A 14,949-nucleotide genomic window follows, 5' to 3' on the forward strand; every position below is an offset into this window, starting at 1 on the left:
ACTGGTTTGACGGTCAAGACTGCATCCGGGGTGAAAGTCCCCGATGACCTGGTACAGGTAGGCTATGTCTCCGGTGCTTATGGCATTGCTGGCGGAATCAGGATCACTCCTTTCTCCGACGACGCGGATGCATTATTAAGCGTCAAAACCTGGTGGTTTGATAAACCGACCTTGCATGATGTTGAAGTCAGGCAAGCGAAGTTACACGGCGGCGACGTCGTGGCCCAGCTGGTGGGTGTGGTCGGGCGGGATGCCGCAGAAGCGCTGAAAGGCGTCTCTGTGCAAATTCCGCGTAGCCATTTCCCGACGCTGACGGCCGATGAATTTTATTGGTCCGATCTGATCGGACTGACAGTCGAGAATTTGCAAGGCGAGTGCCTCGGCACAGTGCACGACATGATGAGCAATGGTCCGCAGTCGATCTTGCGCGTTACGCCTGTGGCCACTGCCGATGAGACCGTTGAAAAGGCGCCTGAGCGCCTGATCCCGTTTGTTGGCCAGTTTGTCATTAATGTTGACAAGACCGCCAACAAGATCACGGTCGACTGGGGCCTCGATTATTAAACCGCCTGCGCATCATTTTGCGCCGGGCAAACATTGCAGAATGGTGAGCGATGCAATTTGATGTCGTGACCCTGTTCCCGGAAATGTTTGCCGCGCTGACGCAGTCGGGTGTGACCCGGCGCGCCTTCGAGCAGGGGAAATGTGGCTTGTCGCTGTGGAATCCCCGTGATTTCACGACCGACAATCACCGTACCGTGGATGACCGCCCGTATGGCGGCGGCCCCGGCATGGTGATGATGGCGCGTCCCCTCGAAGCGACAATTAATGCCGCGAAGCAACACCAGACCGATCTCGGCCTGGCGGCGCCCCGCGTGGTGTTCATGTCGCCGCAAGGCCGTGCACTGACGCATGAGCGCGTCACGCAGTTGAAAGCCGAACCTGGTTTGGTGATTCTGTGTGGCCGCTATGAAGCCGTGGACCAGCGTTTGCTGGACCGTTGCGTCGACGAAGAAATCAGCGTCGGCGACTTTGTCCTGTCGGGCGGTGAATTGCCCGCCATGGCGCTGATGGATGCGGTAATCCGCCTGTTGCCGGGTGTCTTGAACACCGAGGCATCGGCCATCGAGGACAGCTTCGTCAATGGCTTGCTCGATTCGCCGCACTACACGCGGCCGGAAACATATGAAGGCATGGCCGTGCCGCCCGTCTTGATGGGTGGCAATCATGCCGAGATCGTCAAGTGGCGCCGCCAGCGCATGCTGGAAGCGACCGCGACGAAGCGGCCTGACCTGCTGGTCAGTGCACGCGCCGCCGGCTTGCTCAGCAAGACCGACGAAAAATTCTTGGCCAGCCTGTAAGCCGTCTCTGACGGCCGGCAGGGTGGCCAGTAGTGCCGGGCATGTTGCCCAAATTGTGTTACCCATCCTCTACCGGGCGGATACTTGCTATCCACAGTGCGCCGGCATGATGGTTTTCGGAGTGTTAAAAATGGACTTGATTCAACAATTAGAGCAGGAAGAAATTGCTCGTCTGGGTAAAACCATTCCTGACTTCGCACCAGGCGATACCGTTATCGTCAGCGTCAACGTAGTCGAAGGTACGCGCAAGCGCGCCCAGGCTTACGAAGGCGTCGTTATCTCCCGTCGTAACCGTGGCCTGAACTCGAACTTTATCGTTCGTAAGATCTCGTCCGGCGAAGGCGTTGAGCGTACGTTCCAACTGTACTCGCCGCTGATCGCTTCGATCGAAGTGAAACGCCGTGGTGATGTTCGCCGCGCCAAGCTGTACTATCTGCGTGAGCGTTCGGGTAAATCGGCGCGTATCAAAGAAAAATTGCCAAATCGCCGCGTTGTGGCGAAAGCAAGCGCGTAATATCAGCGTCTGCGTTGGGAAAAGGGGTACCGTATTGGTGCCCCTTTTTTTATTCTGAATTGCTATTGAGGCAAGCTGCCATGGCCACCATCGCATTTGATCCCAAACAACTCGCCATCGATTCGATCGCCGGCGAGGCGGCGCTGGACGCCGTGCGCCTGACGCCCGCCTGGTTGCGCCAGCGCCTGGCCGAACAGCCTGACTGGCAGCCCGAGATTACCCAGGATTTCCTGTCCGCCCGCGCCGTGCCCGTGCGCGCCGCCGTACTCATTCCCCTGGTGCAACGGCCGCAGGGCTTGACCATCTTGCTGACCATGCGCACGGACCATCTGAGCAGCCATGCGGGCCAGGTCAGCTTTCCCGGCGGGCGCAGCGAAGCCTTCGATGCGTCGTCCATCGCCACGGCCCTGCGCGAAACGCAGGAAGAAGTCGGCCTGGCGCGCGAGCACATCGAAGTGCTGGGCCGTCTGCCTGACTACCTGACGGGCACCGGCTATCAGGTGACGCCCGTGGTGGGCCTGGTGACGCCGCCGTTCGAACTGCGCGCCGACCCGTCCGAGGTGGCGGAAATCTTCGAAGTACCGCTGGCCTTCCTGATGGATGGCCTGAACCACCAGCGCCTGTCGGTGGAATTGCCTGGCGGACGGCGCTCGTTCTACGCCATGCCCTACGAACGCTTCTACATTTGGGGCGCCACCGCCGGCATGCTGCGCAATCTGTTTCACCTCTTGCGCGCGTAAAATGGTGCCGCGCACGTAATAAGTTTGATTCCAGCACGGCACTGCGCTATCGTAGCGGGCATTGCGGTATTGCTGAAAAAGACAAAAAGGACGTTTGATGACATTTCTCTCCATACTTTGCGCATTGCTGATCGAGCAGCTCAAACCTTTGCGCGCGGACAATCCGATCTACGCCGAAATCAAGAGCCTGGCAATGCGCATGGAGACCTGGTTCAATGCCGGCCATGCCAACCATGGCCGCATGGGCTGGTTCCTCATGATCGGCGTGCTGATGCTGCCGACGGCAGGCGTGTACTGGCTCTTGCAGCATTACCAGCTGACCCTGCTGGCCTTTGCCTGGAACGTCCTCATCGTCTACCTGACCCTGGGCTTTCGCCATTACAGCCACTACTTCACCTCGATCCAGCTGGCCCTGAGCGCCGGCGATGAAGCGACCGCGCGTACCTTGCTGGCCGACTGGACCAAGCTCGACACGGTGGGCATGGAAGCGAGTGAAATCGCCCGCATCGCCGTGGAAAAAGCCCTGATCACCACGCATCGCAATGTATTTGGCGTCTTCTTCTGGTTCCTGATGCCGCTGGGCCCTGCCTGTGCCGTGATGTACCGCGTGGCTGAATACCTGGCGCGCGCCTGGAACGAGCCCGAGCACATGCGTAATGAAGCGTTCGGCCAGTTCGCCGCGCGCGCCTTTTACTGGATCGACTGGATCCCCGTGCGCTTGACGGCCGTGGCGTTTGCCGTGGTCGGCAATTTCGAGGATGCCATCTACGCCTGGCGCAATTTCGCCCAGCGCTGGCAGGACGAGGCCATCGGCATCATCCTGACGGCCGGCGGCGGCGCCATGGGCGTGCGCCTGGGCACGCCAGCGGAAACAGCGGCCCGTGTGCTGGTGACCCCCGACATGGCCGTCGATGACAGCGACAGCGAAAGCGATATCCTGCCCGGCGAAGAGCCGGGCGCGCGCGCCTTGCAGAGCACGGTGGGCCTGGTCTGGCGCGCCTTGCTGCTGTGGATGCTGCTGCTGCTGTTGATGTCGGGCGCCGTTTTCCTCGGCTGACGCGGGCGCACACGCGCTGTTCATGCGCCTTGCGCGTGGAACAAGGTTAAAATAGGGGCTGGCGCGTTACGCGTGCCGGCCCCTGTTTGCAGCGTCAGGGCAGATCGAGGTAGAACCCAAGTCTTCTATAAGATATAATACTGGCTTACCGCAGCAAACGTAGTTGACTACCAGCCCGGCTTACCCGCCGGGGCCATTCACGCAATCCAGTCCCGACAAGCCACATGGCCGAGTTATCTCAAAAAACAGGGGAACTCTCAGACGAGTTCTTCATCCTTGGTCTCACCAGCAATGGCAAGCAATTCCGACCCAGCGATTGGGCCGAGCGCCTTTGCGGAGTGATGTCCTGTTTCAATCCCGAAGGTGGCGGGCGCAATGCGCACCTCCAGTATTCGCCCTACGTGCGCCCGACCGTCGTCAATGGCGTCAAGTCGGTGGTGGTCAACACCAAGCTGCGCGAGATCGAACCGATGGCGTTTCACTTCGTGCGCGAGTTCGCCAAGGATAACGACCTGCAGATCGTCGAAGCCTGCTTCCTGCCGCCCCCGAAGAAAAGTAAGACCCGTTTCATTTGAGCTGGCGCAAAGCCCGCTAGGGCGGGACGGCGTAGCGTGGACACTCTGCCTCAAAAACGCAGTGGCGACATGCGTATCGGCGACATCTGTACCCTGCACCCCACCCATCGCGTCGCGCTTTGCGGCCGGCGATGCTCACCGGCTCGGCGCCCCCATACAAAGTACGGTTGCGCTTCTCAGTCACAAATCACTGCCGCTCGCTACGGCTTTGTCAGGTGTTCCGCTCGCCCGGTATTGCGCAATTCCGGTCAAGTCACGGCTTGCTGAAAATGCTACAGTCGCTGCTCGTTCAATGGGAAGCGTTCATGCACTATCTGGCCAAAGCACTCTGGTATATCGAATCGCATTACGCGGAGAATATCTCGCTCGGTGATATCGCCCACATGGGCGGCGCCTCGCCGTGCCACATGACGCGCGCGTTTGGCCTGGCCACTGGCCATTCCGTGATGCGTTATGTGCGGGCGCGCCGGCTCAGCGAGGCCGCCCTCGTGCTGGCGCAGGGCGCGCAAGACATTCTCAGTGTTGCGCTGCAGGCTGGCTACAGTTCCCACGAAGCATTTACACGGGCTTTCCGCGAACAGTTCCAGATGACGCCGGAAAGAGTGCGGGCCCAGCGCCATGTGGCCAACCTCGCGCTGGTGGGGGCCATCAAAATGGACGTGGCGCCTGGCGTGCCCCTGGAAGCACCGCGTTTCGAGCAGGGGCCCGCCTTGCTGGTGGCGGGCCTGGTCGAACGTTATCGCGTGGAAACGTCTGCCGGCATTCCCGCCCTGTGGCAGCGCTTCCTGCCCCACGTGGCGCCCGGCCAGCTGGTGTATGGCGTGTGCTGCAACAATGACGATGCAGGCAATTTCGATTACCTGTGCGCCATGCCGGTGAGCGACTTTTCCCAGGCCCCCGACGGCTGGACGCGGCTGCGCATCGCGCCGCAGCGCTATGCCGTGTTTCACCACCGCGGGCATATTTCCACCATCCGCGTCACCTGGCATACGGTGTGGAACGAGTGGCTGCCCCAGTCCGGGCTGGAAGTGGCCGACGCGCCCGATTTTGAACGCTATGACCAGCATTTCGATCCTGCCAGCGGCATCGGCGGCGTGGAAATCTGGCTCCCCTTGAAAGCCTGAGCATGTTCCCAACCTTGTCTGCACCGACTGCCGGCGCCACCGCGCTGCGCCAGCGCCTGTTGCAAACCGCCGCCGCGCTGGCGGCGGGCCTGCCCCTGTACTGGGTGCTGGGGCCGCAGCCGCTGGGCTGGCTGGCCTGGTGCGCGCCGTTGCCCGTGCTGTGGCTGGCCCTGCGCTCGTCGCGCCGCGATGCCGCCTGGATGACGTTCCTGGCCGCCATGCTGGGCCTGTCATCCAACTTTGCCTATTTCCGCCTGCTCATGCCCTTGCCGGCCGTGCTGGCCGTGATGCTCGCCAAGGCATTGCTGTGGCTGCTGGTAGTGCTGGCCACGCGGCGCCTCGTGCTGCGCTACCGGGCATCCTGGACGGTGCTGGCCTATCCCGTGCTGTGGGTTGCCATCGATACCCTGATGGCGGCCCTGCTGCCGGATGGTAATTGGGGCAGCCTCGCGTATTCGCAAGCGGATAACGTTGCCGTGCTGCAGGTGGCGGCCTTGGCGGGCGTGCCCGGCTTGCTTTTTTTGCTGTGCCTGGTGCCGTCCGCGCTGGCCTTGCTGCTGGCGGGCGGCCGCGCGTATACGTCAGCGGCGGGCGTGACCGTGTTGTTGCTGGCGGCCGCGTTCGCTGGTGGCGCCTGGCGCGTGCAGGGCGTGTCGGCATCAAGCGAGCCGGCACCAGGCGGGCCGCTGGCAGGGCTGGTGGCCATCGATGACTTTATCGGCCCGGCCACGCCGCCGGCGCGCGCGCAAGCCATCTGGGACCAATACGTGCGCCACGTTGAAGAGCTGGCCGGGCAGGGCGCCAGGCTGGTGTTGTTGCCGGAAAAGATCGCCGTGCTGGCGCCGGCGCAGGCGGACGCCGTGCGGCAGCGTTTCCAGGCGCTGGCGCGCAGTGCGGGCGTGTGGATCACCGTGGGCATCGGCGTGCACGACGCTGCCGGCCGGCGCAACCTGGCCTGGCTGTTTTCTCCCGATGGCGCCGCGCCTGTCAGCTATCAAAAACATCATCTGGCGCCGCCCGAGCGCGATTTTCTTGCTGGCAGCGCGTATGCCGTGCAGCCGGTGGCGGGGCAGGCCATGGGCCTGGCCATTTGCAAGGACATGCATTTCGCGCCGCTGGGGCTGGCATATGGCAAAGCTGGGGCGCAGGCGATGCTGGTGCCGGCCTGGGATTTCCAGTTTGACGCCTGGATGGGCGCGCGCATGACCGTGGTGCGCGGCGTGGAAAACGGCTACGCGGTGCTGCGCGCGGCGCGTGAGGGCATGCTGACGGTCAGCGATGCGTATGGAAGGGTACTGGCGGAGCGGGCCAGCAGCAGCATGCCGGGCAGCACCTTGCTGGCGCCGCTGCCGGCGCATCCGTCCGTCTCCACCTGGGCGGGATGGCTGGGGCCGCTGTTCGGCTGGCTGTGCGTGGCGCTGGGCGTGATTTTGCTGTGCCTGGGCCGCCGCGCGGTGCCCGCTGCCTGACGCATAACGGCACGTTTTGCTGCAATGCGCAAAACCGCATTGTGCGCCCTTCCTTTATATTCGCCGCACGCAGCCACATAATCGCCGCCGATGATTGCACCATCGCCGTGCATATACAGGCGCGTTGCCGGTATATATATATTGCACTGCAATAAGTGGTGTTATCTGGTATTGAGAAATTCGGGCGGCTGGTATTAATTGGTACTTAATTCGGCCACGAAGTCATACATATCGCCGCGGAAGTAGGAGCGGCAAAATTCCACGGCGCGGCCATCGCGCAAAAAGCCCAGTCTTTCCACCGACAAGCCCGCGTCGCCTTCCTGCGCCTGCAGCAGGCTGGCCTGTTCCCCCGTCAACAACAAGGCGCTGAGGCGCTGCAAGGCGCGCACGGGCCGGTTGCCTGCCTGTTCCAGCGCGTCATACATGGACACGTCGACGGCGTCGAGCGCCGGCAGGCAGCTGGCGACGATGGTCGCGTACTCCAGGCACATCGGTATCTCGTCCGCATAGCGGATGCGGTGGAAGCGGTACACGGGCGCGCCCGGCGACAGTCGCAGGCGCAAGGCCTCTTCCGGCGTGACGGTGCCCTCTGCGCGCTTGAGCCACACGCTGCGGGGCGTGCGCCCGCGCGCCCGCATATCCTCGGAAAACGAGGTCAGCTTGGCGAAATTCTTCTCGATGCGCGTATTGATGAAATTGCCCGAGCCGGGGCGCCGCACCAGCAAGCCCTCGTTGACGAGGCCATCGATGGCCTTGCGCACGGTGATGCGCGAGACGGACAGGTCGCTGGCCAGCTGGCGCTCGGCCGGCAGAGCTTCCTCGGGGCCAAGGATGCGCTTGTCGATCGCTTCGCGCAGCGCGCGCTGCAGTTGCTGGTACAGGGGCAGGCTACTCGTCTGCCCCAGGCCTTGCATGATGTGAGCCAGGGTTGTCATACGCTGAGGGTCTCCGTTACGGCGCGTTGCAGACGCGCTCTGTATCTGTTTTGTGTCGCTGGATAATACCAAAAAAGACCGTTATAAAACCAATTTGAATTATCAGGTCGGCAATTTATGCCTTGCCTCGCTGGTATTTACCTCGCTCATACGGGCTACGGATTGATTCAGCTGAAGTGGTCTGTGTGATTCAAACAACGTTATAAAAAAAAAGTTGCAACTGGTAGTGTTCTGGTATTGGATAGTAGTATATTGGCGTTGAATTGGTTTTGTAAGTGGTTGTGCCGAAGGGTCTGCAGCATGCCGGCGAGAGTGGGCGGGCTGGAAAGAAGATCTACGTTAAAAATGAAAAGGGTCCAATCCTGGAGCCTAAATCAAGGGGGAGTACATGAAACGCAATTTGACACCTGCAGCTGCCGTCGTGAAATCCGGTTCGCGTAGCCGTACGCCGATCGCTACGGCCGTTGCCGTGATGGTCGCTGGTCTGGCCTTTTCGGCGCAGGCGCAGGAAGCACCCGCCGCCGACGTGCCCACCGTAGTGACGGTGACCGGCGTGCGTGCCTCGCTGGAAAAATCGCTGAAGCAAAAACGTAATGCGGATTCTGTGGTGGAAGTGGTCACCGCCGAAGATATCGGCAAGATGCCAGACCGCAACGTGGCTGACGCGATCCAGCGTCTGCCAGGTGTGAATACCCAATCGTCAGCCGGTGGCGAAGGCGGCTTCGGCGAAAACGACCGCGTCAGCCTGCGCGGCACCAGCCCGAGTTTCCAGCAAACCCTGTTCAATGGCCACGCCATCAGCACCGGCGACTGGTTCGTCTTGAACCAGTTCGGCGGCAACGTCGGCCGCAGCAGCAGCTTTTCCTTGCTGCCATCGGAACTGGTGAGTTCTGTCGTCGTGCACAAGAGCGCCACGGCCGACCTGCCCGAAGGCGGCGTCTCGGGTGTGATCGACGTGATTACCCGCCGTCCGCTGGAATTCAAGAATCAGGTCACGGCCGAAGGTTCGATTCAGGGCTTCCATAATGACCTGGCGGGCAAGACCGATCCGCAGTTCTCCGGCCTAGTGAACTGGAAAAACGACACGAACACCCTGGGCATCATGGTGCAGGGTTTCTCGCAAAAATCGACCGTGCGTCGCGATGGCCAGGAAATCCTCGGCTACACACCGATTCTGGCCAACAGTGCCGCAGCGCTGGCCCATCCTGAACTGGCTGGCGTGAAAGTGCCGACCTTTATCGGCGCGAGCCTGTTCGAACAAAAGAAAACCCGCGAAGGCGGCGCGTTCGACATCGAACTCAAGCCGAACAAGGACTTGACCCTGGATGTGAACGGCTTCTATTCGCAGCTGAAGGCGCCGCATCAAAATACCAACTGGCTGGCCGCACCGGCGAACTCGATCAACAGCGCCAACCAGGTACCGACCAACTACACGGTCAAGAGCGGTACCCTGACGGCTGCCACGTTTGCCACCAACTCAGGCGAGGTCGACAATATCTACCGTCCTGACGCAGGCGGCGAATCGTACTACCTCGATTTCAACTTCAAGTACCGCGCCACCAAGGACCTGACCCTGAGCGGCAAGCTTGGCAAAACCCACGGCGTCGGCTATGACCGCGACGATGTGTACTACCAGAATAACGTCGACGGCGGCATGGTGTACCAGTTGAACGGCATGAGCCCGGCCAACGTGTCCTATCCAGGCGGCACCACCACCAAGCCAGGTTCGACGGCATGGGCGGGCGGTGGCGAATCGCGTTCCGTCGACCAGGAAAAATATGCCCAGATCGACGCCGAACTGCGCCTGTCCTCGGGCGTCTGGGACTCGATCAAGTTCGGCGGCCGTCTGACCGACCACAAGCGCGCTGCCGAGCATCCGTTTGAAACCCGTCCGGGCGCACTGGGCTTCTCCAATCCGGGCCCGATCTGGAATGGCACGATGTACCCGAGCGACTTCGCCAGCAACCTGGGCGGCAACCTGTCGAGCAACTACTTCAAGTACGACGGCGCGGCACTGGGCGCCTGGGGCGCGGCCAACGGCAACCGCCTGTTCGACTACGTGCGTCGCCACAACTGGACGGACGAATTCAAGCTGCAGGAAAAAACCTCGGCAGTCTATGCCATGGCCAACCTGACGGGCGATAACTGGAGCGGTAACTTCGGCCTGCGCGCCGTGCACACCAAGCAGTCGACGCTGGTCAACCAGGCCGGCGGCCCGATCACCGGTTCCGACTGGGGTCCGTACTCGCAGCACCTGTACGAGCGCAGCTACAATGACTTCCTGCCTAGCGCCAACATCAAGTTTGATGTGCGCAATGACCTGGTCGTGCGTGGCGCCATTGCCCGCACCATCGCCCGTCCTGACTACAGCGCGCTGGGCGGCTCCGTCTCGCTGAACGACGATGCATTGAGCGGTGCAGGCGGCAACGTGAAGCTGAACCCGGTCAAGTCGGATAACGCCGAAGTCAGCGCCGAATGGTATTTTGCGCCGAGGTCGGCCGTTTCGGCGGGCCTGTTCTACATGGACTTGAAATCGGTCGTGTCGAACGGTACCACCAGCGCCACTTACTTCAACAGCAAGCGCAATGCCAATGCCGTGTACCTGATCACGTCGCCCTTCAACACCAGCGGCAAGAACAAGGGCGTGGAATTGAGCTACCAGCAACCGCTGTTCGGCGATTTCGGCATCCTGGCCAACTACACCTATGCCGACGGCAAGCTCGACAATGGTGACGAGCTGGTCAATGCATCGCGCAACACGTACAACCTGACGGCTTTCTACGAAGCCAATGCCCTCAGCGCACGCCTGGCCTACAATTACCGTTCGGCTTATAAAGCGGGTGTGGACCGTGGCGCCAGCCAGCACGTTGCAGGTGCGGGCGGCCTGGCCGGTTCGCTCAATTACAAGATCAACGAACACTTCACGGTCACGTTCGATGCGCTTAACCTGACGAACACCACCATCAAGATGTACGCTGAGAACAAGGATCAGCCACGCGCTTTCTATAGCAACGGCCGTACCTTCTACCTGGGCCTGCGCGGCAAGCTGTAAGCAAGACGATCAGGCCTGATGCGCCCGCATCAGGTCAGGTCTTCCTCGGTCTTTCAAGCAAGTTCCTGCTTCAGGGGCTTGCTTTTTTTTTGCGCTCACCGGCAGGGCCGCTACTGTCTTTTTTGCGCCAGGACTGTCCCTGCCGGTCGCCAGCATGACTTGCGCCCGCTAAGTTTGTATCCGGCGGCGTGAGGTTTTCTGCCACCTCCTTGCCGCAAGCAGGAAGGCGGTTTTTCTCATCTGGAACTGTTTGATCATGACTATTGCATCTCAACGCTACCTCGCCCTCGACGTCCTGCGCGGCCTGACCGTGGCCCTGATGATCGTCGTCAATACACCGGGCGACTGGGGTGCCGTGTATGCACCGTTCTTACATGCCGAATGGCATGGTTTTACCCTGACGGACCTGGTCTTTCCCAGCTTTTTGTTTGTCGTCGGCAATGCGCTGGCCTTTGCGTTGGGGAAATATGAGCACCTGGGCCATGGTGCCGTGCTGGCCAGGCTGTGCCAGCGCAGCGCGCTGATCTTTTTACTGGGCTTCCTGCTGTACTGGTTCCCCTTCTTCAAGCTCGACGATGCGGGCCAGTTCGCCTGGTCGCCGCTGTCGCACACGCGCATCCCCGGTGTGCTGCAGCGCATCGCCGTGTGCTACCTGGCCGCCGCCCTGATCCTCCATTACTGGAAGACACGGGGCGCGCTGGTCTTTTGCGCCTGCGCCTTGCTCGCCTACTGGGCCATCCTGGCATGCTTTGGCGACTACAGCTTGCACGGCAATGCGCCGGCCAAGCTGGATTTGTTCCTGCTGGGCGACAGCCACCTGTATCACGGCGAAGGCATTGCTTTCGATCCGGAAGGTATCCTCGGCACCTTGCCGGCCATCGTCAATGTGATTGCCGGCTATCTGGCGGGCAGTTTTTTACGCCAGGCGACGCCGGCACGGCTGCGCTACAGCCTGGTTCAGCTGGCCGTGGCCGGCGTCATCTGCGTGGCGGTGGCCCTGTGCTGGAATGAAGTATTTCCGATCAACAAGAAGCTGTGGACCAGCTCTTACGTGATGCTGGGCATCGGCCTGGACTTGCTGCTGCTGGCGCTGCTGATGTTCATCATCGACGTGCGTCAAATGACGGGCTGGACGTATTTCTTTGAAGTCTTCGGCAAGAACACCCTGTTCATTTACCTGGTGTCGGAAGTGCTGGTGATCATCGCGTTTACTGTGCGCGTCGGCAGCGGCAACCTGTACCAGTGGCTGTACCAGCAGTGGTTTACGGGCTGGGCGCCGGCGCGCGTGGGGTCCTTGCTGTTTGCCGTCAGCTTCATGCTGCTGTGCTGGCTGATCGCCTATGCCATGGACAAGCGCAAGATCTACATCAAGGTATAGCATTAGAACTTCAGCTTCAGGCCGTAACGCGTGGCCAGCGCGGTGAAGAGCAGCATCAGGGCGGTGACGGCGGCGGCATTCCACAGGCCGGCCGCGCCGCCCGTTTCAAGGTGCGGCCACCAGAAGCGCGGCAGGTGCAGCACGGCCGCCAGTTGCTGCCACAGGTCGGGCACGATGTAGGCGAACAGGGCATTGGTGCCGGCGGGCAACAGCACCACCGCCCAGGCGCGCCAGCGCCACACATCGATGACGATGTAAAACACGAGGAACAGGGCCAGGATGAGGGCGCTGCAGACCAGGGTGTACGATTCCGTCGCCGCAATCTTGTTGATGTGGTGATATGGCCGCAGCAGCAGGCCGGCCGCCAGCAGGCCCAGCGCGAACCACGCCATGAAACGGATGCGCTGCCCATGGCTCAGGGCGGCGCCGCGCAGGAAGAGCTGGCCCACCAGGGTGCCGGCCAGCACATTGGCCGCCGTCGAACCGAGCACTTGCGGCACGTTGACGATGGCGTTCACGCCAGCCGGCAGGAAATCCAGGCTGCCCGCCGTGCCGCCCATGTACAGCACGAGCAGCAGGGAAAACATGCCCATCAGGGCCGTGCCGCTACCCCGGCACGCCAGGTACAGCAGGCTGCACAGCAGGTAGGACCAGCCGATCATGCCGAGAATGCCCCACCATGACGGTTGCAGCCAGGTGCTGGAAAATTCCGCATTCAATTCACCACGGAACGTCGCCAGCAGGAACAGCATCAGCGCGCCGCCGGCGGCCAGCTCCCGCTTGCCCGCGCCCTGGCGCCACAGCAGCATCATGGCCATATAAAACAGAAGCAAGTACACGGCTTGCGGCAGCAGCGCCGCCTGTGCATCGTAGCGGTAGGCATTCGCCAGTACCACGCCGGCCAGCATCAGGCTGGCGGAGCGCCACAGCAAACGTCCCAGCAAGGCTGGCGTGACGTGGCCGCAATGGCGCTGCAAGGCCAGCGGAATGGCCATGCCGACCATGAACAGGAATCCGGGAAAGACCAGGTCGGGCACGCTGATGCCGTCGGCGCGGGGACCCGCATGTTCGAGCCAGAAGGCGATGCCGGGCATGCCGGCCAGGTAGTTGACCCAGATCATGGTGACGATCACGCAGCCGCGAAAGGCATCCAGGCTGGTCAATCGTTCAGGTGCAGGTGCAGGTACGGCGGCGGTGGCTGGCGGCATGGAAGGATTAAAAAGGTCGAAAAAAAAGCAGCCCCGGCCTCAGCCGGGAACTGCTTTGCGCATGCTGCGGGGAGCAGGAATTACTGCGCCGCTGCTGCCGGTGCCGCCGCCGCCGTGGCAGGACGGTTCAGCCACAGGATCCAGTAGCGGGCCAGATCGCCCACGCCGTCGCCGCCCTTGACCGTTTCCAGGACCTTGATGGCGTCGTCTTTTTTGCCGGCCATGGCGTAGGAATAACCGAGGCGCAGTTTGGCGTCTTCTGGACGCTTCAAGCCGCCCTTGGCGATGCCTTTCTGGATCAGGTCGATACCTTTGTCGAACTGGTCCATCGTCACGAAGGCGTAGCCCAGGTTGATCAAGCCCGTGCCATCCTTGCTCTTCATGGCCGAAGCTTCGCCGCTGGCGATGCTTTTCGCATCGTCGGCGGCAGCCTTGTTGGCCTGGTCGCGCAGTTTCTTGTGCTTGGCGGCATTCGCGCCCGTGCCCAGCACGCCTTTGGCAAAGCCCGCGTCGAGGACTTTTTTCGCTTCCGTCGGGAAGGCGTTCTGCAAGGCGATTTCAGCCATGTCGCTGTAATCTTGCGGCGACATGGTGCCCACGGCCTTGAATTGCAGGCGCAGCACGTCCAGCGCGAAGCGGTCCGAATAGCCGGCCTTGCCTTGCGTGCGGCTCAGCAAATCGCTCCAGTAGTCATCCGACGGGTAGTAGCGCACCAGGTTTTCCATGGCGACCAGGTAGGTGGCCGGGTCCTTGCTTTTCGAGCCCGTATTGGCCAGCAATTGCAGTTCTTCGATGGTCGGCGTCTTGCCCGCTTGCTGCTTGGCCGTCAGGTCGGCCATCAGTTCCTGTTTCGCGCGCGCGAAATCGTTGCTGAAGTAATAGGCGCGGATGATGTAGGGACGCACGGTGGCCACGTCGCCTGTTTCCGTCTGGTAACGGGTGAACCACTTGATGGCGTTCGGGTAATCCTTGGCGTTGTAGTGGTAGTTCGCCAGCGCCTGGATGAAGTCGCCCTGGGCTTTCTTGTCCAGCTTGCCCGATTCGATCACCGCTTCCAGTGCCGTCATGGCCATGGCCGCATTGTTGGTAGTGGAGGCCAACGCTACGCGCAGGCGGTTCAGCACGAACAATTCGTAGGGTGTCAGCGCGGGAATGGCGGCTGCCTGGTCGATGCGGCTTTGCACGTCGGCATAGTTTTTCGCATCCATCGAGGCTTTGACGGCGGTCGGATCGAGCAGTTTGAATACTTCAGGACGCACCGTGTCTGCGGGCACGGCGGCGGGCGCACCGGCGGCAGCGGCTGGCTTGGCATCCTGCGCGTGCGACAGGGCAGGCAGGACATTGAGGCCGATGGCGGCCAGGAGCAGGCTGAGACGGGCAAGACGGAATTGGGACATGGGTTATCCTTCAATCAATAACAAAAATACGCTCCGGTACTGCTTGCCGCAACAGGGTGCGGCGGCATTGCCGGGGGCAGGGAATCTAAAAAAACACGTATTCTGCCATCCTGACCGCACAAGTCAAAGGGCGGCAGCA

At 61.6% G+C, this 14,949-nt stretch carries 13 protein-coding genes; 10 read left to right on the plus strand and 3 right to left on the minus strand.

Going from position 1 to position 14,949, the window contains the following annotated elements; translation table 11 throughout:
• Positions 1-6 precede the first annotated feature (6 nt).
• The 8 genes from rimM (at position 7) to CNX70_RS07490 (ending at position 6,840) form a co-directional block, all read left to right on the plus strand.
• On the plus strand, positions 7-564 hold the full coding sequence (gene rimM, locus CNX70_RS07455) for a ribosome maturation factor RimM (protein ID WP_096234182.1): 558 nt from the start codon (positions 7-9) through the stop codon (positions 562-564).
• A gap of 50 nt (positions 565-614) precedes the next feature.
• The gene (trmD, locus tag CNX70_RS07460; protein WP_096234183.1) at positions 615-1,361 is read left to right on the plus strand and encodes a tRNA (guanosine(37)-N1)-methyltransferase TrmD; all 747 of its coding nucleotides are present in this window, start codon (positions 615-617) and stop codon (positions 1,359-1,361) included.
• Positions 1,362-1,491: 130 nt separating this feature from the next.
• On the plus strand, positions 1,492-1,875 hold the full coding sequence (gene rplS, locus CNX70_RS07465) for a 50S ribosomal protein L19 (protein ID WP_071079077.1): 384 nt from the start codon (positions 1,492-1,494) through the stop codon (positions 1,873-1,875).
• Positions 1,876-1,955: 80 nt separating this feature from the next.
• Positions 1,956-2,615, plus strand: a complete 660-nt coding sequence (locus CNX70_RS07470; RefSeq protein WP_096234184.1) for a CoA pyrophosphatase — start codon at positions 1,956-1,958, stop codon at positions 2,613-2,615.
• A gap of 97 nt (positions 2,616-2,712) precedes the next feature.
• Positions 2,713-3,672, plus strand: a complete 960-nt coding sequence (locus CNX70_RS07475; protein WP_096234185.1) for a CobD/CbiB family protein — start codon at positions 2,713-2,715, stop codon at positions 3,670-3,672.
• Positions 3,673-3,896: 224 nt separating this feature from the next.
• A complete protein-coding gene (locus CNX70_RS07480) occupies positions 3,897-4,247 on the plus strand; it encodes a DUF3579 domain-containing protein (RefSeq protein WP_096234186.1) in 351 nt (116 codons plus the stop codon).
• Between the two features lie 305 nt (positions 4,248-4,552).
• Positions 4,553-5,371 (plus strand): AraC family transcriptional regulator, encoded by an 819-nt coding sequence (locus tag CNX70_RS07485; protein ID WP_096238324.1) that lies wholly within the window; start codon positions 4,553-4,555, stop codon positions 5,369-5,371.
• Between the two features lie 14 nt (positions 5,372-5,385).
• A complete protein-coding gene (locus CNX70_RS07490) occupies positions 5,386-6,840 on the plus strand; it encodes a carbon-nitrogen hydrolase family protein (protein WP_157750942.1) in 1,455 nt (484 codons plus the stop codon).
• A 194-nt stretch (positions 6,841-7,034) separates the two neighbouring features.
• Here the strand turns inward: CNX70_RS07490 and CNX70_RS07495 are convergent, their stop codons facing one another.
• Positions 7,035-7,775, minus strand: coding sequence for a GntR family transcriptional regulator (locus CNX70_RS07495; RefSeq protein WP_071079073.1), 741 nt, complete (start codon positions 7,773-7,775; stop codon positions 7,035-7,037).
• Positions 7,776-8,163: 388 nt separating this feature from the next.
• Between CNX70_RS07495 and CNX70_RS07500 the strand changes: the two genes are divergently transcribed.
• On the plus strand, positions 8,164-10,827 hold the full coding sequence (locus CNX70_RS07500; RefSeq protein WP_096234188.1) for a TonB-dependent receptor: 2,664 nt from the start codon (positions 8,164-8,166) through the stop codon (positions 10,825-10,827).
• Between the two features lie 256 nt (positions 10,828-11,083).
• Complete coding sequence (locus CNX70_RS07505; protein ID WP_096234189.1) at positions 11,084-12,205, plus strand: acyltransferase family protein; 1,122 nt, start codon at positions 11,084-11,086, stop codon at positions 12,203-12,205.
• Between the two features lie 2 nt (positions 12,206-12,207).
• Here CNX70_RS07505 and CNX70_RS07510 read toward each other — a convergent pair whose 3' ends face one another.
• Positions 12,208-13,413 (minus strand): DUF5009 domain-containing protein, encoded by a 1,206-nt coding sequence (locus CNX70_RS07510; RefSeq protein ID WP_096234190.1) that lies wholly within the window; start codon positions 13,411-13,413, stop codon positions 12,208-12,210.
• An 80-nt stretch (positions 13,414-13,493) separates the two neighbouring features.
• Entirely contained in the window at positions 13,494-14,810 is a 1,317-nt protein-coding gene (locus CNX70_RS07515; protein WP_096234191.1) for a tetratricopeptide repeat protein, read from the minus strand.
• Positions 14,811-14,949 lie beyond the last annotated feature (139 nt).

The organism is Janthinobacterium svalbardense (assembly GCF_002327145.1).
GTDB classification, from domain to species: domain Bacteria; phylum Pseudomonadota; class Gammaproteobacteria; order Burkholderiales; family Burkholderiaceae_D; genus Janthinobacterium; species Janthinobacterium tructae.